This is a genomic window from Virgibacillus subterraneus (genome assembly GCF_900110695.1).
Taxonomy (GTDB): Bacteria; Bacillota; Bacilli; order Bacillales; family Amphibacillaceae; genus Lentibacillus; species Lentibacillus subterraneus.
In genome coordinates, this window is sequence record NZ_FOEH01000001.1 from 181,806 (window position 1) to 199,929 (window position 18,124).

Sequence of the window (18,124 nt, forward strand, 5' to 3'; positions counted from 1 at the left end):
ATCGCTTAGATATACATGGTCATTAATGTGTATTAATAGTAGAGAGTAAAAAATATATAACTTTTATGAGGTGATACTTAGTGGCACAGTTTAGGCCGATGGCAAGGATAATTTCTCATCTTGGAGAAAGATTAATTAGTAGTACTAAAGTTGCTTTACTAGAGTTGGTTAAGAACTCCTATGACGCTAAGTCTGAATTTGTTGAAATCACAATCAATCAAAAAGAAAAACAAATTGTCATATACGATGAAGGGCATGGAATGGATAATAAGACAATTGAAAACTTTTGGCTTGTGGTAGGTACAAACAACAGACTTGAAAATAAAGGAGTTGTTAATAATAATGAGGATATTCCACTTGGTGAGAAAGGTTTGGGGCGTTTCTCTACAATGAAACTTGGTAATAAGTTACTTTTACAAACAACAACTAAGGAATCTAATGTTGTATGGAACTTAGAAGTTGACTGGGATAAGTTTGGGTATAAGTCAGATTTGTATCTTGATGAAATAGATAATAGTTTATATGACACACCTAAAACAGAAAATAGATCTTTTACCAAAATAGTTATTACTGATATTAAAGACTTTATCGGAGAGGAATGGAGTAAACTAGAAGTAGAAAAATTTATATCTAATACCGTTGCCAAGTATATTAATCCTTTTAATGACTTACCTCGGAAATTTAAGATCAAAGTATGGTTTATTGATCAATATAATAAAAAAAGTTTTATTAAGTTAGGTCAATCTGAAAAAGAATTGTTAGAGCAAGCACATCATGAAATTAAAGGTGAATATATACCAGGTCAGATCAATTATCTATTTAAAGTAAAAAGAAATGGAATTATAGTAGACCAGGGAGAAGATAACATCCTGTTAGATTCTAAGCTGCATGACCTTGATTCTTTGGCGGAAGGTTTTGTAGGTAAGTTTAAATTTCACTTTTATATTTTTAATAGAAGAAGACTGAAAGAGCTTACCGGTTTTGAAAATACTAGAGTTATAAGAGAGATTTTAGATAGATACACTGGTGGACCGATGATATTTCGGGATGGATTTAGAATATTCCCTTATGGTGATCCTGGAGATGATTGGTTAGAATTAAATAAAGAAAAATATCGGAAAGGGAAGGCGAGTATTATAGGAGAGCAAACTACTGGATATATAGCTTTAAATTCGAATAAGTCCCCTTATCTAGTTGACCAAACAAACCGTGAAGGTCTAGTTAGAAATCGCTCATTTGATAACTTTTCTTATATTGTTAAGAGTATTTTTAACAAATTGCTTGATATAGTTGAAATAAATGAACCAAAAGAAACATCAAATAATATAACTAATACAGCAAAAAAGTCTGCAACTAATATTGAAAAAACTATTCTTAGAATTTCTAGTAGTAGAGAAATTGTTGATAAGGATTTAAAAAATATTATTAAGGAATCAAAATTAATTAATAAAGGGATTAGTGAGTTAAAAAGAAGAGAGAAGGCTCTAATAGAAACATCTAGTGTCGGAATGACTTCTATGCAGATTGCTCATGAAATTCATAACTTTGTGCAAAAAATACTTTCAATTCTTCATGATTTAAAAACACAACTTCCTAATGAATATTTAAATAAAATAGACATCTTAGAATTAAATATAAAGTCGCTTAAAGCAATGATTTCTCAAATAGATGAACAAGCATCAACCTTAAGAAGGGCTAAATCTAAATTGGACCTTGTTAAGCAGATAAAACAAATAGTAAATACGTCAAAATCCTTATTAAATAACTATAAAAATATCCCCTTAGAGGTTGAAGTGATTTCAGAAGTTGAGAGTTTAGATATTAAAGTCAACAAAGGGTTACTAATACAATTATTTGATAATTTGTTAATAAATTCGTTTTATTGGGTAAACTCACTAGGAACATTGGACAACACCAATAAAGGTATAATTAGAATTGAAATAAAAAAAGATGGCCATGTTATTTTTTATGACAATGGAACTGGAATTTCTTTAATAGATTCGGAGTCTATATTTGAACCATTTTTTTCACGAAGAAAGGATGGTAAAGGTTTAGGTTTATTTATATGTAGAGAGATTGCTGCTTACCATAAAATAAAGTTAGATTTGCTTGAAAATAAGAACTCAAAAGGTAGACTATACTGTTTTAGTTTAGACTTTTCAGAAGTTATTATAGGGGGAGAATAGATTGAAAGCAGTTAATAAATTGCTAGCGGACCTAAATATTTCAAGAATTCTTTTTGTTGATGATCAATTAGAGCTAAGTGATGATGATAAATTAACTCAGATGAGAATTTATTTAAGTAAAGAAAAGGAAAACCATGAGTTGAGGGATTTAGTGAAAAAAGAGCTATGTGAAGTAGAAGTTGAGATGATTTTTGAACAAGAAGATTTTTCTTTTCTGCAAGAAGAACCAGATAAAAGAGAGATTATCTTTAATATTATGAATGAAATTGAACCTGAGTTATTAGAAGGCCCTGCAAAACATATAGAAAAAAAACTTACACAATATTTTGGTAGTGATGATATAATTATTGAAACCGCTTTGATCCCAAACGAAAAGAATTTTGACGAATTCGATTTAATAATTATGGATTACAATTATAAAAATGGTAATTTTACTGCTTTAGAGGTATTAGGAGATCAAACACTAAATAATAAATTAACATATATAATCTTCATTAGCTCTCACGAAGTGTTTGAGTATGAAGAAAAATCTTACAATATGACAGACTCTGAAAACAAACAGGATTTGTTTAGGAAATATATGAGTAATAACATCCTTGAATTTAAGGCACTTTTAAATTTTATTAGTAAGAATGAAGTTGATAGTAAAGATAGGTTTTTTGCTTCTTTATATGAGACTCTACTTGAATTGGAGTCTGGAAAATTAATGTTTGAATCATTGTTCTCCATGAAAAACTTATTGGATAAGGGAGTCAATGAGGCTTTTAGAAAGCTTCTATTAACTAATAGTAAAACATTGAAAGCACTAATAACAGAAAAACTAGAAAGTGAGGGAGTCTCTGAGACCTCTTATCTAATTGATTTTAGTTTATCTTTAGTAAAAAATCTAATAACTGATAGTGTTTCTGAAATGGAAGAGATTCATGAAAACTTAATAAACATTCAAGGATGGTCTTGTGAGATATTTGATTTTGAAACTGATAATCATTTGAGAGATTTAAGAAGAATAGAGTTACTAGATGAAAATGTAAATATGAGAAATGATCCAATAGACTTTGGTGATATATATAATATTAACATTGATGGTAAAACACTACGAGGAATTCTTATATCACAGTCATGCGATTTAATAGTAAGAGAAATTAATGGTACTTCTAAGCGTAATGCGGAAGTAGCTTCAATAGTACTAGAGACATCTAATTCGACAGGTAAGGGCTGTATAAATTTAAGGTTAGGGACAGAAGAAATAGTATTCGATGTAAGGAGACATATAACAGTACCAACTTGGGTTCTAGACTTTACTAGCTTAGATGCCCAGGAAGGCACATCAAGATTTGAATTAAATAAGAGTAATGATAGGGAGTTTACATGGGGGAATTTTTTCCACAAATATATTAATAACTTAATTACTAATAAATCTGAGGAATTTAAAGGGTTAGCTAATGGAGAACATATTAAATGGTCAAAAGGAATTGCTTATACAATTAAGAAAGACGGGGATATAATAGATTTTCAGACTTCTAGAGTTGGAAGGTTAGACCACCTCCAAACCTTATCTATCCTTAAAGCTAAAACTGAACTTGAGACTCGTATTCCATTATCTTTAGACCTATCAAATGAAGAAATAAAATACTCTCTTCTTGAAGCCCGATTAAATAACGAAGAAACTGACTTGGAGTTTTATTTCAATGAAAAAGATAAGGTTGTTTTGGCTAGTGCAGAACATATAATTGATGTTATCCAAGCAGAGGGGTTCCAGGTAAAACAGGAAGTTAGAGAGGAGATAATCTCTAAGGTGTTGACAGAACATACTGAGAGTATAAAAGTAACTGAACAGTTTGGAAAAAGAATGCTTATTATTAATGAGAATACTGCAAAAACATTTTTTGAAGGTGGGATAGTCATACAGACGAGTAAGAAAAATAAGTCTGTTAACGTAATCTGTCGTCATAAAAAAGTAACTGAACAAAAGCAGTTTGCGTAAACTTAATAAAGGGTGAAATCCTTTCTTTTGTTTTAAGTTAATAGTTATGGATAATAATCCGAATTTATAATAAAGGCATTGGAACACGAATCCAATGCCTTATTTTTGCCTCTTAAATAATAACGGTGAACCGTATCACAAATAGTGTTAAAACAGAGAGTAGAAATCGAGAAAGCATGGGGACGGACAGAGCTTTTGCTTGATATTACCTAATGGAAGCGGTCGAACCGTCCCTGTGCTTCTTCAAATTTCATACCCAGTTTATCATCCATCTTAGAAGCTATAAAGAAAAATAATTTTGAGAAAGCTGGAGAAAGATTATCTCGAACAATATGGATTACATTAGATTAAAAAATAAGTTATATTAATCTTAAATAGTTTAACTCCCAAAATGAAAGGATGATTGATATTAATAAGGAAAAGCAGAGTAAAGGGGCCGTTTCTTTTAAAGAGCAAGCGGTATCATTTCTAAAGCTTGTAGCATCGGGGAATGTAGATGAAGCATATCGGAGATACATAGGTTCAGAATTCCACCATCATAATGCCTTTTTCCAGGGAGATGCAGATTCGCTCAAACTAGCAATGAAAGAGGATGCAACTGAGAATCCCAACAAGATATTTAAGATCAAGCATGCTATTGAAGAGGGAGAGATGGTTGCGGTTCACTCCCATGTGAAACAGAATCCTGAAGACCTTGGAGCAGCTGTTGTTCATATTTTCCGTTTCCATGATGGTCATATTGTTGAATTATGGGATTTAGGTCAACCCATACCAGAGAGTCCTCCTAACAACAATGGGATGTTTTAAGGATCTATGAAAGAGAACTACTCCATGTTAGGAAAATCAGAGAAGATAATCATTTTCCGCTTAATTATGAGATATAAATATTAGTATGAAAAAAATAAATATAACTCCCGTATCTTTTTTCCTTCTTTAATCGTTAAATAAGTAAAGAGAGGAGCTAAAGGAGTGAGTAAAATGTACGCCAGGCCTGGCATAAAAGTACAAACTGAAAAAGTTAATTCTTCTGAGCTGAAAGATCTTTATTCGACACTTATTCCTTATTGCCATTATTTGACCAAAAACAAATGGGATGCTGAGGATCTTGTCCAGGAAACGTTATTCAAAGCGATAAACCACTATGGACAACATAAAGATTTGAATGCTGCATTGTTAAAAAAGATGGCATTTAATTTGTGGATGGATTTACTCCAAAAACGTAATCGAGAAATAATCGGGTTTATGTTTGAAGAAACTGATGAAGCAAATGAGTATAAGGATGATATGACGGACTTGGTGGAAGAGTTGATTTCTAAGCTCACACCAAAGCAATCGGTTATAGTTGCGTTAAAAGATGTGTTTCGGTATCAAATTATGGAGATTGCCGAGATGTTCGATATGACTGAAACGGCTGTCAAAGCAGTTTTAAACCGAGCAAGAAAAAGGCTTGCAAGGCTGTTATTAGATGAAGAAACACATTCTGTTAGGGATTATTGGTCCGAGGAGAATGTAGAAGTATTGACCCCGGCATTAACCCAGGCGATCCGGTTGAATGATCCTACTGGTGTGATCAGGCTTATACCAATTTTATTCCCAATGGAAACTCAACCGAAGCTGAAACTTTATCAATTCTCTCCTCCTTCAGGCTCCTTCTCGATGGCAGCTTAGGCTGTATACAAAGGAGGAAATAAGGATGACTGCAATCCCATATGTTATTGAACAATCAAGTCACGGTGAACGATCGTACGATATATATTCCAGGTTGTTGAAGGATCGAATTATTATGGTAAGTGATGAAATTAACGACCACATGGCAAACAGCGTTGTAGCGCAACTATTGTTTTTAGCGGCTAATGATGCTGATAAGGATATCTCTCTTTACATCAATAGCCCAGGTGGTTCAACTTCTGCAGGGTTTGCAATCTTTGATACGATGCAATACATTAAACCAGATATTAGCACGATTTGTACAGGAATGTCGGCCTCATTCGCTGCAATGCTTTTACTCGCAGGAACAAAGGGTAAACGATTTGCACTCCCAAATAGTGAAATTATGCTTCATCAGCCACTCGGTGGTGCACGAGGTCAAGCAACGGATATTGATATATCAGCTAAAAGGATTATAAAGCTGCGTAAACAGTTGAATCAATTAATAGCAGAACGAACTGGCCAACCGGTTGAAAAGGTTGCAGTCGATACAGACCGTGATTATTTCTTAAATGCTGAAGAAGCGAAAGATTATGGGATCATTGACAAAATCATACCAGCGAGATAATAGGTGAAACGGCAGCGTTGGACTTAAATGTGCCGTACATGAAGCCGTACCATAAGTAAATGAATATATAAAAGGAACAAGCCAAAATATCAAGTTTTGTAAAGGAAACTTGTATATTTTGGCTTGTTTAAACTGTTTTCATCATTATTTTTTTGGTTTTCTTCCTTCGATTCTAAATAAATAGAACGCCATGGATAAATAGGTCAAAAATAGTAGCAGCAAAAAGACTGGTGTGGACAAGACATTTTGAACGAACATATAGGATATCACCTCTTGAATGGTTTATTTAATAGAGCGGAACCGGGAACATGATATAGAAAAGTGCTGCTGCTGGTAAAGCAAGAATAAGTGCCAAAGCAGGTTTTCTATAATGGATAAGTAAAAACATAAACAATGAGGCGTTTAACCAAATATTCTGCCAGCTATTCCATCCATCTCCGTATACATACATTGCTTTATGAGCAAATAATGCCTCAATAATAGTGTAAAAAATTACCCAAACTGCTATATAGATAATTTTTGCATTTCTGGCTGCAGGCATTCGCTGGAAAAAAATAATCAGGGTTACCGGACATATATAAAACGTGAAAAATAAATTAATCGTCATATGGTTTAACCATTCTGCAGTGATTCCCTGAAAAGCCCAAAGTAATTGTTCTTGATAAATAGTGTTATACGTCATGTTTATGGCAATGAAAAATAAGATCGTAGGATATTGGTCTTTTACACGTGACCAATCAATAAATTTATATGCAAATAAAGTCCAAACCACTAAAACTAATAATAAATACATAGTCCACCTCTTAAGATTAGTAGAAACTATCAAGTATTATCGCCAAAATTAACCACTCTTATGCAATAAGCATTAGCTGTATTTAAATGTGCCATGTATCAATAGTTAGTTACCATTCCTTAGTGCGTATGAACAAAAGCTGTTATGTAATTAATAAACTTTTAGTAGAGGAGCATGGATGAATGAATTTTTCAGGAAAAAGAAGAATTTTGCTGCCAGTCATTATTGTACTTGTGATTGCTGGTCTAGCCGATATAAAATATAAAGGTTTGTTCTTCCGTTTACTGCTCGGCAACAACCTTTTAAAAGGTGGTTCGATTAAGTTTAATAAGGAAAATGACTTCAATTACATTGCGGTGTAATGTTTTTTTAAGTGTTTATTTAAGTGTTGACTTAATTAAGTATATAATTTATTATGTAAGCAACGGTTCCAAAGTTCCTTTAGAAGGAGGTGACTTTAACATTACCATGGTGTCTAAGGATATTTTTCATGCTCTTTCCGAGCCTAATCGACGATACATCTTAGAGATATTGGCCAGTCAAGAGCAGTTAACTGCAACGGATATTTATGATCGTTTTAATATAAGTCCACCAGCGATTTCACAACATTTAAAAATTCTTCGAGAAGCGAATCTGGTTCGGATGGAAAAAAAAGCTCAACAGCGTATATATCAGCTTAATCCTGACGCCATAATCGAACTTGAGGAATGGGCGAACCACATTACACAGCTTTGGACTCAACGTTTTGATGCATTAGATAAGGTGTTAGAAGCTGAAATGAAAAAGAATAAGGAAAGAAAGGCTGATCAATATGACGAACCCGAATGATGTAAATGGGGATAAGGAGCTTACTCTAACAAGAATTTTTGATGCGCCCCGTGAGCTAGTTTGGAAGTCTTGGACAAAACCTGAGCTGTTGGCTAAATGGTGGGGGCCAGCCGGGTTCCAAACCCCGAAGGAATCTATTGACATTGACCTTCGTGTAGGCGGTTGGTTTAATTTATGTATGGTTCAAATCAATACTGGCACAGAGATATGGATTCAACACGAAATTATCGAACTTGTAGAACCTCGTCTCCTTGTCCTCCGGTCCGAGGAACAAACAGATCTCAGGCTTTCTGCCATGATTACTCGGGTTCAACTCGATGAAATGGATGGTAAAACCAAGATGACGTTACACAACGGCCCGTATTCGAAAGAAATGAATCACGCTATTAGTGGATGGGGACAGTCTTTCGACAAGCTTGTTGAATTATTTAAAAAATAGGAGGAGTATTTAATGACAAATAATAGCACGAAGAGTAAAGTAGTCTTTGATATCAGTATGTCACTGGACGGATTCATAGCGGCTTCAAACCGTTCTGCAGATGAACCGATGGGGGCTGGTGGAGAGCGACTTCACGGATGGGTGATGGACGATGAAGACAGTCGTAACCGCAAGCTTCTTGAAGAAGCCGGCAATGGTCTGGGGGCGGTTATCACCGGACGGGTTACATACGATGATTCCCTTCGTTGGTGGGGTGCAAATGGACCAACGGGGCCCGCTCGCATTCCTGTTTTTGTTCTCACACATCAGACCCCAGAGAATGTTCCCGAGAATAGTGTGTACACGTATGTGAATGGAATTGAAAGTGCTCTGGAACAGGCGAAGAAAGCAGCGAACGGTAAAGTCGTTTCTGTCATGGGTGGTGCGGACACCGCCCAACAGTTCATTGCGGCTGGGCTGGTCGATGAGATATCGATTCATCTCGTCCCCGTACTGTTTGGTGAAGGCATTCCATTATTCGAAAAGCTCAGAGACGAGCATATTCTACTTGAACCCGTCACCATAATGGATACTTCCAAAGCCATTCATCTGCAGTATCGAGTTCTTAAATAAGTTTAAAATATTTAGAACAACCATATTTTATTTGCCATAAGGCATTACACCAAAAGGCTAATCATTGAGAAAAAAGTATAGTCTTTTGTAGTCTTTTAGAGAAAACCGCTCCGATCGAGAGTAAGTAGTTCAATTTTGAAGTACAAACATTAAAAATACAACATAATTGAGCATTGAATTGCAACGCAATTTGATGCTCTTTTTCATCATTAAATTAATATTCACGCAGCATAGGGACGGAGCTATTGCTTCATATAACTGAAGACTGATGAAAGCAGTTAGCCCACTTTATTCTCCGGAACGGTTATTATTTTGCAGGATGTGACGCACGGGGGCGGTTCTCATGTTTCCTTATTTTGGCGGAAGCGTTATAACCGCCCCTGTGCTTGTTATTTTCTAAAAGGACATTTCCGCACTAGGTAATGTAATGCGTGTCCTAAAAGAAGTGGTACCAATAAATATTTCCATTGGTTATTGAAATCTGAGTTAAGTATACTTTGCAAAAGTACCCCAATTTTCTATCTTATTCAACTGAGGATATAGTGATTTAAAGTGAACTATTATTGGAGAATTATTCAACTCAGGATGTGAAATGAAGAATCTACTATCTCCATATCTGATGGCTTTCAAGGCAAGTGGTAATTCACGTCTAAATATGTCATTTCGTTTTGCTGCAACAGTCTGATCAGATTGTCCATCTACATCCAAATACACATTATATACATAGCAGCCTCTAATTTTAGTCCACTCACCAATCACTTCATCTCTCATAGGGCTAAATTTATCCCGGGCAAAGCTTAATCCAACTGTCAAAAAAAGCTCTGCAGTAATATCCGAATGAGTCAGTGTGTAGCGCCTATGGATTATAGGTTCTGTAGAGGTTATACCTTCTCTAAACTCAACATAAAGTTTATCGGGGTTTAACATGCTCAAGCAAACACTTCCCAACACTTTTTTCTTAATATTATGATGGTTATTAATCAAATATACTAGGATATTTGCTTGTGCCATCTAATGAGGGCGGGTTGGTCAAGCAGCATAGGGACGCTATTGCTTCATATGACTGATGAAAGCAGTTAGCCCACTCTATTCATTACTATAATCGTTTTTGCTCAGTAAAAAGTGTCATTTTGAATGGGGAAATTTCTAAGAAATATATGCCACCTTTTTAAAAAATGGTTCGATTATAATATAAAGAAGGGCAGTCATAAATTTTATACGCTAGAACGAAATGATAGTATTATTTTTCAGGATGAAATCATCGCTGACACAGTCTGTACGTTACTATATATTTGTCAGTATGGAGCCTGTTCACTTTTCAAATAGTCTGAATCAATCTATGATAGACTTTATCGGCAGTTTTCTTACTGCATAAGTGCAATTAAAGCTTTCTACTATATTTTTTCCGAAAGAAGTGTCGTCAATTGCTGAAGGTATGTAAAATAATTATCCAAATTGCTTTTTTGTATGGAATCTATTTAATTGGACATTGGATCCAGGAAGCATTGAATTTATTTGTGCCCGGGAGTGTCATCGGGTTAATTATTCTGTTTATCCTGCTCTCAACAAATGTTGTGAAGGACGTGTGGGTTGAAAAGGGTGCCGATTTTTTTGTGAAACATTTAACGCTGTTTTTCATTCCGGCTACGGTCGGGATTATAAATTATTTCGGGGTCTTTTACGGAAAGGGATTTCTCCTGATTGTAATCGTTCTCGTGAGTACGGTGCTTGTGATGGCAGGATCAGGACTTGTGACTCAATGGATGATGCGTGGGAAGGAAGTAGAACATGATTGATAGCCTTATTGCCGTTGCTGCTATTACCGGTACAGTTGGGATATATGCTGCGGCAGTCTATATATACAAGAAATTCAATTCTCCATTTACCATACCTGTCATTATAGCTACGGTTATCATCATTGCTATCTTATTGGCGTTTCAAATTCCTTATGAAATCTACATGCGTGGCGGGGAATGGATAGACCATATGCTGGGTCCTGCGATTGTGGCGCTCGCCTATCCGGTTTATCAGCGGAGAAAAATATTAAAAAAATTGCTGGTGCCTATTCTTAGCGGAACGATGCTAGGAGCAGCGGTCGGCGTGTCAACGGGTGTTTTACTGGCAAAATGGTCGGGGGTTGATCAATTGATTATCCATTCACTTGCTCCAAAATCCGTCACTACCCCGGTAGCCATGGCCATCACAGACACGCTTGGCGGAGCAACTCCTTTGGCGGCAGTTTTTGTGATGATAGCGGGAATTGGCGGAGTGCTAATCAGCTCAACAGTTATGAAATGTTTCCGGATTCATCACCCGATCGGACGCGGTGTCGGGATGGGTAGTGCATCACATGCCATCGGAACAGCAACCATCATGGAACTTGACCAGCTCGCAGGATCAGTCAGCACGATTGCAATGGTTGTCAGTGCGGTAGTTGTATCGGTTATAACGCCGGGACTGGTTGCGGTTTTGATGTAAGGGATTTGTGCACTGCAGCAAAAGCATTTCGCTAATACTTGTTCAATATAGATGATGTGATTTTAATTCCTTTAGACTATTACAAGTTTGAAGGATTTTTTTGGCAGATAAGAAAGTATAAATACTTTCTTACTGCATAAGTGCAACTAAGGCTATCGCCATTAAGGATTGGCAATAAGCCAAGTTTTCTAATAACAAATACAAGAACAAATGTTCCTGATTATGTTAATTAATTAGGTAATAAAATGATATAATAATAGAAAATTAGAAATAAAAAGAGTGATCTAATGCAGAAGGAAACGGACATCCTAATCTACCAAACTGAAAAACGAAGCACTACAACCTCGAAATGTTTATCGCAATCGGGTACTTCGAAGCGTTACTAGAAGACGCAGGCGCACCTAATCGAGGTCTTCGGACACGTGCTGTTCCAGCAGGAGTGACTGCCCTCCGCTCCAATCAATCATCATAAAAGTGAGAAAACGTAAATCATCATGCTTAGTTGGAATTTTTTATCATTACTGTTAATCCAAATTCTCTTTAGGTTTTTCTTTATGCTTTCTATTTTTAACCTCAGTAAATATGTTATCTGACACACTTGTTTTTGATGGTTCATTTGGAGGATTAGATTGATTTGATTCAATCATCGATTTAAGCATCTCAATATCCTCTTTAGTAGCGTATTGTTTATCAGGCTTTAACATATATCCTAACTGACCGTTCGATTCTATAGTAGCCCATTGTAAATCAGTAAAATGCTGAATGTTTTGTTGTCTCATTCGTACTTCAAGCATATCAACCGTTAACCGCAGCTTCTTTAAATTACTTTCATTAATTTGGCCATTTTCAACTACTACAAGTCCTTTACCATAAATTAAAGTTTCAAGAGCATTCGATTTCAAAACGATATACTCAATAAAAAGAAGTGTAGCTACCATTAAAAATGTAATCAACATTGTAATCCAAATGTTCCTATCGCCAACAGGTTGAATAATTAATGATCCAACAGCTATCATCATGACGGTCTGAGCAACAGTAAGCTGTGAGACTGATTTTCTTCCAGCTAACCGTAAAATCAGGATTCCTCCTATCACGACGACGACAGCTTTCCATATGAAGTGTAAATCCAATAGGATCCCCTCTTTTCAAATGTTACTAAAATATACTTACGGTTGACTCTTTCTGGTTTAATATCTAGTGTTTATTGTGGATGAAATCATTTACTTTATTCTTTAGTGAAGTGTCTTTATAGAACTAGAGCAATAAAACGGCTACTTATTGCTGTTTTACGTCTAGTTTTCTAAAGTTTTTTCTTTTTTTCAACGTTTTCAATAGTTTCCGCGCGAAGTGTATTATATAACCTGCTTTTAGGCTCATATATTTTTTGAGATGGCCATAGTCCATGATGTCCTGAGAATAGATAGCTGACTAAACAAGCAACAAAAAAGTACTCTAACCCTTTTCCATCAAACATCTCCATTGCCAGCAGGAATGCTGCTATAGGGGTATTAGCCCCTCCACTAAAAACAGCAATTAATCCCAATGCAGCGAGAAATGACATAGGTAAATCGATGAATGTATGTAAGGTATTGCCTAATGTTGCTCCAATGAAAAATAAAGGTATGGCTTCACCGCCAACGAAGCCGGTACCAAGAGTCACTGCTGTAAATATTAGCTTGGCCAGGAAAGCAAAGGGTGGTACGTCTTCTATAAAAGATTGTTCTAACATCTGTAATCCTCGGCCATTGTAATCTTGTGAACTAACGATTAAAGTTAGTACCACAATGACAATACCTCCAAAAAAGGCTCTTTTCATATGGTTTTTTTTGAAAAGTTTCTCAGAAAATTTTTCTATCCCATGCCTCAACTGACAGTATAAAACACTTATTAGGCTAAAAATGACTGATAGAAGAATAACTATTATAAATGTACTAATAGATATTTCCGGTATGGTTTGTATTATAAATTCTTCGTGTTTATGTCCCCATGCTGCTGCAGTTACATAATGACCAACAAAGCTTGCCGTAAGACAAGGAACAAGTGCTTCAAATTTCAGCTTTCCTAAAGCAGTCATCTCCATGCCAAAAACAGCACCTGTGATAGGTGCTCCAAATGCAGAACCAAAACCAGCACTTATCCCGCTCATCATTAAAATTCTCTTGTCGAATATGTTTACCTCAAAAAATTTGTTTACCGCAGCAGCGACACTTCCTCCCATTTGGACAGCTGCACCTTCTCTTCCAGTTGAACCTCCAAAAAGGACTGTGACAAAAGTTGCGAAATAAACGATAGGTCCCATTCTCCGAGGTACCTCTTTTTTTCCATGAACTGAGTCTATCACCAGATTATTTAGTTCAGCAGTGTCATTCAAAGTATTATTCAAAAGTACCTTTCCGTAGTTCATATATATGAATCCTATGATAATTCCTCCAAAGGGGAGAAGGAAGATAAGCCAATCCCTTTTTAATCGTATATCATCTCCTAGATAATCGTTCATCTCTAAAAGGAAATAGGTTGTCGAGCCAACAACTATACCAATTATGCTTCCAAAGATAATCCATTGACCCAGAACTGAAAAAAAGTTTTTATACTTTAACAGCATTCACCAATTCGCCTCTTTTCTTTGGGAAATTCAATTCTATTGTTGCCTATCGTATTATAATTATTAAAATAAATAGTGAATAGCCAATTATGAAAGAAGCAAAAAGGGATCAACCTACTAATTCGGTTTGAGACGCACGGGGACGGTTCTCATGCTTCCATTTTGAGGCATGGAAGCGGTTGAACCCCATGCTTTCTCCAAAATGACTTTTCCGCACCAGGTAATGCGCCTTATTTTGTTGGAGCAGATTTATCGAGGGTTTAGGATTAATAGGGTAGAACCGTACCATAAATAGATGCCTTTTTTCTGTGTGGAGGACGAAGTTTTTAAAGTAAGTCGGAGCAATTTAATAAAAAAAGATACTATATTTTATACATCTATTTATCTATTCTAAAAGCCTGTTTTCTAGTTAGTAAAAAAGAAAACAGGCTTTTTTATTAAGACAAATTACATATTGAAAGATAAGATAAGTAATTGCATAATTATGCAAATAAATGATATATTATGAGTTATTAAGATTAGCGGGATAACACAATCAACAAAATCTACTTAAAATATAAAAGTTGGGGAGAGTCTTCATGTTAAATGAAAAACTACAACAGGCAGAAGAAGTTACGAACAAAAAGGAGTTTACAGCCAAACAATATTTGGCTTTTTGGCTTCCCTCATTAATTGGCGTTTTGCTGTTCTTAGTCCCTATTTCTGTAAATGGAAAAGTAACAATCGGATTAGGGGTTTTAGCGGATGGTTTACAGGGTGCAATAGCTGATTATATTCCTTCAATAATGACAATTATCCTCTGTGTTTCTGCTGCTGGTAGTTTGATCGTTAAATATACCACAATAGAAGCGGTTAAAAAGAGTGCATTCTTAACGGCTTTATTTGATATTACGCCGTTCTGGTTAATTTTGAGATGTATTGGCGCATTATTTGCTGTCTTTACATTGAATCAAATAGGTCCTGAATTTATTTGGTCGAGTATTACAGGCGGGGTAGTATTATATGATTTAATTCCGGTATTAATGGTCTGGTTCTTATTTGCTTGTTTATTTATGCCTCTTTTACTTCAATTTGGCTTGATGGATTTTATAGGAACATTGGTACGTAGAGTAATGTTTCCTTTATTTAAACTACCTGGACGTTCCTCTGTTGATGCATTAGCATCATGGATGGGAAGTGGAACAGTGGGTGTATTATTAACAACACAACAATATGAATCTGGTTACTATACAAAGCGTGAAGCATCTGTTGTTGCAACGAACTTCTCCATTGCTTCGATTGCCTTTAGTCTTGTGATTGCAAGGTTTTTAAATATTGACCATATGTTTATCCAGTTCTATTTTACCGTAATTGTAACAGGAGTAATTGCTGCTATTATTTGTCCAAGGATCCCGCCTCTCTCAATTAAGAAAAATACGTATTACGAGCCGGTTGGGAAACAAATAGATGAAGTTGTGCCAGAAGGGGTATCTAGTTTCCGGTGGGGATTAAAAAAGGCTGTTGAAAAAGCGGACCAAGTCAAGAGTTATCCCGGTGTTATAAAAAGCGGGGTACAGAATGTGATCGATATTTGGTTCGCTTTAATACCATTGGTGATGGCGTTAGGAACGGTTGCACTTGTTATTGCGGAGTTTACGCCTATCTTTAATTACTTATCATATCCTTTCGTGCCATTACTTCAATTACTGCAAATTCCAGAGGCTCAAGCTGCTGCACCTGCTATGCTTGTTGGTTTTGCAGATATGTTTTTACCAGCTGTAATTGGAAGTGGGATTGAGTCAGAGCTTACACGTTTTGTTATAGGTGTAATGTCCTTATCCCAGTTGATATACATGTCTGAAATTGGCATCCTATTAATAAAATCAAAAATTCCAGTTTCATTTGCGCAACTGTTTATTATTTTCCTGCAAAGAACAGTCGTGACGTTGCCAGTTGCTGCATTAATGGCACATCTGTTATTTTTCTAGTGAATTAGACTAAAAAGCATTGGTATTCGCCACCAATGCTTTCTATTTTTGGTATTATGAAGTAGTGATCTGCATATAACAGCACGTTTTAATGGAAAGGTGATTGATAGAAATGAATAGTGAATCTTTTTTCACTGAAAGCACGAAAGCCGCACTTAAAAATAACCCACCAGGCGAATGGATGCCAACACTTCCAGATGGTTGTATACGTTTAAGTTCTGGATTCCCTGCACCTAACCTTATCCCAGTTGAACAGCTTCAAGCAGCAGTTACCCGCCTGCTTGAGGAAGAGAAGGATTTACCGTTGCATTATGTTGGAAGCCCTAAAATGGCAAAGTTAAAGGAGCAGATTAATGATAGGTTGTTACGTCGCGGTATCCGTGTTTCAGAAGAAGAACTTCTCATTACATCTGGAGCATGTCAGGCGATCGATCTAGTTGCCCGCATTATAATGGATCATGAAACTGTCGTTGCCATAGAGTCGCCAACGTATATGGAAGCGTTAGAAGTATTCCAAAACTATACGAAGCACTTTATTAGTATCCCAGTGGATGAAAATGGCCTGCAAACAAATAAATTAGAAGCGATGTTAGCGGAAAGGAAAAGGGAAGGGCTCCCGCTTCCACGTATTTTATATACCATCCCAACTTTTCAAAATCCAACAGGTACAACGATGACAATGGATCGCCGGAAACATGTGCTGGAGCTTGCTGCCAAATATGATTTTCTGATTTTAGAAGATGACGCTTATGGCGAATTATACTTTGATGAACAACCAGACCCATTAAAAGCAATGGACAACGAAGGCCGTGTACTGCATCTTGGTTCTTTTTCCAAGGTAGTAGCGCCGGGAGTGCGTATCGGATGGATAACTGCAACACCCGAATTGATTACCGCTGTGGCTTGGTTTAAAAAGGATTTAGACCATCCATTTGCTCAAGCAACAATGGCTTCCTTTTTAGAAAAAAATGACTTCGAGAAGCGGCTCAAGACCTTAAGGGAAACGTATCAACGTAAGTGTACGGTCTTACTTTCTGCATTGGAACAATACATGCCAAAACCAGTCTCCTGGTATGTGTCTGAAGGTGGTTACTTTGTGTGGGTCAAAATTGCTGGCGCCGATACATCGGAATTATTAACCCACGCTCTCGATGAAGGTGTCTCCTATATCCCAGGAAAACATTTTTTTCTGAATCAGCAGGATGGAGCGGAATACCTTCGTCTATCATTTAGTTACGCGGAGGAAAAAGAGATAGTAGAAGGAATTCAAAAACTAAGTAAAGTTATCAAACGAATCCTTTTATAGTATTCAAATTTGATGAAAAAGTCGGTATGAATACATATTACGGAAACACTTGTAAGTCTGTAGACAGTGAGTGCAGTGGGGATTCGCCTCACTGCACTGTTTTGGCTCTTTTTTTGACTTACCTACTTGTTCCCATCTCTTCTTGTTTCGTCAGCTATCTCTTCAAAAGATCTAACTTTTCCGTGTGGGTTTTGTGATTGTTTTCTGCCTTTCCATTCCCGTTCCTGCTGATGTTTGGATTTAGACATATCTGCTAGAACTCCTTTTTATGTTGTAGTTTATCCCTGTTCACTAATTTTGCGTTTTCGATGCTCGTTCTTTTTTTGCTTTCTCTTTGTGTGCTTTATTTGCAGCAGCGCTACCGAGTTCCTTGGAGAATTCTGAATCCGTTTTACTGGAATCAAATCCTTGTTTATTCTTTTGCTGTGGGTCATTTTTCTTTGTTCGTTTTGCCATGAATGTCCCTCCTTTTTGGACTTAGTATGGGACAAGGTGATTGAAATATTCGCACATAATAATCAGATGAAGTCACTCGATAGTTCTTTAAACGGAAGGAGATTAGATAAATTCAATCTCCTTCATTTTTAGATAGTTTGTTAATTTATTAAGCTATGATTTAAATAAATATGATACAATATAAATGGATTATAGTGT

Annotated in this window: 19 protein-coding genes and 1 pseudogene; 14 read left to right on the forward strand and 6 right to left on the reverse strand. The window is 36.0% G+C overall.

Annotation, left to right across the window (positions count from 1 at the left end; translation table 11 throughout):
• Nucleotides 1-80: 80 nt before the first annotated feature.
• The 5 genes from BMY13_RS00930 (at nucleotide 81) to clpP (ending at nucleotide 6,445) form a co-directional block, all read left to right on the forward strand.
• Nucleotides 81-2,186: a sensor histidine kinase gene (locus BMY13_RS00930; RefSeq protein WP_092501812.1), complete on the forward strand. Its 2,106-nt coding sequence runs from the start codon at nucleotides 81-83 to the stop codon at nucleotides 2,184-2,186.
• Nucleotide 2,187: 1 nt separating this feature from the next.
• Nucleotides 2,188-4,170: a hypothetical protein gene (locus BMY13_RS00935; RefSeq protein ID WP_092501814.1), complete on the forward strand. Its 1,983-nt coding sequence runs from the start codon at nucleotides 2,188-2,190 to the stop codon at nucleotides 4,168-4,170.
• 399 nt (nucleotides 4,171-4,569) lie between these two features.
• Nucleotides 4,570-4,977 carry a nuclear transport factor 2 family protein gene (locus BMY13_RS00940; protein ID WP_092501816.1) on the forward strand — a complete coding sequence of 136 codons (408 nt, stop codon included), beginning with the start codon at nucleotides 4,570-4,572 and terminating at the stop codon, nucleotides 4,975-4,977.
• A 171-nt stretch (nucleotides 4,978-5,148) separates the two neighbouring features.
• Complete coding sequence (locus BMY13_RS00945; protein ID WP_092501818.1) at nucleotides 5,149-5,838, forward strand: sigma-70 family RNA polymerase sigma factor; 690 nt, start codon at nucleotides 5,149-5,151, stop codon at nucleotides 5,836-5,838.
• Between the two features lie 25 nt (nucleotides 5,839-5,863).
• Entirely contained in the window at nucleotides 5,864-6,445 is a 582-nt protein-coding gene (gene clpP, locus BMY13_RS00950; RefSeq protein ID WP_092501820.1) for an ATP-dependent Clp endopeptidase proteolytic subunit ClpP, read from the forward strand.
• A 286-nt stretch (nucleotides 6,446-6,731) separates the two neighbouring features.
• On the opposite strand, the gene BMY13_RS00955 is transcribed toward clpP, so the two are convergent.
• The gene (locus BMY13_RS00955) at nucleotides 6,732-7,238 is read right to left on the reverse strand and encodes a CBO0543 family protein (RefSeq protein WP_092501822.1); all 507 of its coding nucleotides are present in this window, start codon (nucleotides 7,236-7,238) and stop codon (nucleotides 6,732-6,734) included.
• A gap of 182 nt (nucleotides 7,239-7,420) precedes the next feature.
• Between BMY13_RS00955 and BMY13_RS00960 the strand changes: the two genes are divergently transcribed.
• Genes BMY13_RS00960 through BMY13_RS00975 form a run of 4 tightly spaced genes read left to right on the forward strand, consistent with a single transcriptional unit; the run spans nucleotide 7,421 to nucleotide 9,117 of the window.
• Nucleotides 7,421-7,600, forward strand: coding sequence for a hypothetical protein (locus BMY13_RS00960; protein WP_092501824.1), 180 nt, complete (start codon nucleotides 7,421-7,423; stop codon nucleotides 7,598-7,600).
• On the forward strand, nucleotides 7,575-8,066 hold the full coding sequence (locus tag BMY13_RS00965; RefSeq protein ID WP_217649047.1) for an ArsR/SmtB family transcription factor: 492 nt from the start codon (nucleotides 7,575-7,577) through the stop codon (nucleotides 8,064-8,066). Before BMY13_RS00960 ends, BMY13_RS00965 begins: the two co-directional genes overlap by 26 nt.
• Nucleotides 8,050-8,505 carry an SRPBCC family protein gene (locus BMY13_RS00970; RefSeq protein ID WP_092501826.1) on the forward strand — a complete coding sequence of 152 codons (456 nt, stop codon included), beginning with the start codon at nucleotides 8,050-8,052 and terminating at the stop codon, nucleotides 8,503-8,505. The genes BMY13_RS00965 and BMY13_RS00970 overlap by 17 nt, the downstream gene beginning before the upstream one ends.
• A gap of 12 nt (nucleotides 8,506-8,517) precedes the next feature.
• Nucleotides 8,518-9,117 carry a dihydrofolate reductase family protein gene (locus tag BMY13_RS00975; protein WP_092501828.1) on the forward strand — a complete coding sequence of 200 codons (600 nt, stop codon included), beginning with the start codon at nucleotides 8,518-8,520 and terminating at the stop codon, nucleotides 9,115-9,117.
• Nucleotides 9,118-9,603: 486 nt separating this feature from the next.
• On the opposite strand, the gene BMY13_RS00980 is transcribed toward BMY13_RS00975, so the two are convergent.
• The gene (locus BMY13_RS00980) at nucleotides 9,604-10,044 is read right to left on the reverse strand and encodes a staygreen family protein (protein WP_342728534.1); all 441 of its coding nucleotides are present in this window, start codon (nucleotides 10,042-10,044) and stop codon (nucleotides 9,604-9,606) included.
• 497 nt (nucleotides 10,045-10,541) lie between these two features.
• Between BMY13_RS00980 and BMY13_RS00985 the strand changes: the two genes are divergently transcribed.
• Both BMY13_RS00985 and BMY13_RS00990 read left to right on the forward strand, forming a co-directional pair.
• The gene (locus BMY13_RS00985; RefSeq protein ID WP_092501832.1) at nucleotides 10,542-10,913 is read left to right on the forward strand and encodes a CidA/LrgA family protein; all 372 of its coding nucleotides are present in this window, start codon (nucleotides 10,542-10,544) and stop codon (nucleotides 10,911-10,913) included.
• On the forward strand, nucleotides 10,906-11,595 hold the full coding sequence (locus BMY13_RS00990) for an LrgB family protein (RefSeq protein ID WP_092501834.1): 690 nt from the start codon (nucleotides 10,906-10,908) through the stop codon (nucleotides 11,593-11,595). Before BMY13_RS00985 ends, BMY13_RS00990 begins: the two co-directional genes overlap by 8 nt.
• A gap of 524 nt (nucleotides 11,596-12,119) precedes the next feature.
• Here the strand turns inward: BMY13_RS00990 and BMY13_RS00995 are convergent.
• Both BMY13_RS00995 and BMY13_RS01000 read right to left on the reverse strand, forming a co-directional pair.
• Complete coding sequence (locus BMY13_RS00995) at nucleotides 12,120-12,725, reverse strand: DUF421 domain-containing protein (protein WP_092501836.1); 606 nt, start codon at nucleotides 12,723-12,725, stop codon at nucleotides 12,120-12,122.
• Between the two features lie 170 nt (nucleotides 12,726-12,895).
• Entirely contained in the window at nucleotides 12,896-14,197 is a 1,302-nt protein-coding gene (locus BMY13_RS01000; protein WP_092501838.1) for a chloride channel protein, read from the reverse strand.
• Between the two features lie 175 nt (nucleotides 14,198-14,372).
• Between BMY13_RS01000 and BMY13_RS01005 the strand changes: the two are divergent.
• The 3 genes and pseudogenes from BMY13_RS01005 to BMY13_RS01015 all read left to right on the forward strand — a co-directional run.
• Nucleotides 14,373-14,492: pseudogene (locus BMY13_RS01005) on the forward strand (23S rRNA (pseudouridine(1915)-N(3))-methyltransferase RlmH); the annotation flags it as partial.
• Between the two features lie 283 nt (nucleotides 14,493-14,775).
• On the forward strand, nucleotides 14,776-16,164 hold the full coding sequence (locus tag BMY13_RS01010) for a YjiH family protein (protein WP_092501840.1): 1,389 nt from the start codon (nucleotides 14,776-14,778) through the stop codon (nucleotides 16,162-16,164).
• Between the two features lie 112 nt (nucleotides 16,165-16,276).
• On the forward strand, nucleotides 16,277-17,470 hold the full coding sequence (locus BMY13_RS01015) for an aminotransferase-like domain-containing protein (RefSeq protein WP_092501842.1): 1,194 nt from the start codon (nucleotides 16,277-16,279) through the stop codon (nucleotides 17,468-17,470).
• 122 nt (nucleotides 17,471-17,592) lie between these two features.
• On the opposite strand, the gene BMY13_RS19655 is transcribed toward BMY13_RS01015, so the two are convergent.
• Both BMY13_RS19655 and BMY13_RS19375 read right to left on the reverse strand, forming a co-directional pair.
• Nucleotides 17,593-17,718, reverse strand: a complete 126-nt coding sequence (locus BMY13_RS19655; RefSeq protein WP_245735954.1) for a DUF6254 family protein — start codon at nucleotides 17,716-17,718, stop codon at nucleotides 17,593-17,595.
• Nucleotides 17,719-17,761: 43 nt separating this feature from the next.
• Nucleotides 17,762-17,926 carry a hypothetical protein gene (locus BMY13_RS19375; protein WP_175476680.1) on the reverse strand — a complete coding sequence of 55 codons (165 nt, stop codon included), beginning with the start codon at nucleotides 17,924-17,926 and terminating at the stop codon, nucleotides 17,762-17,764.
• Nucleotides 17,927-18,124: the final 198 nt, after the last annotated feature.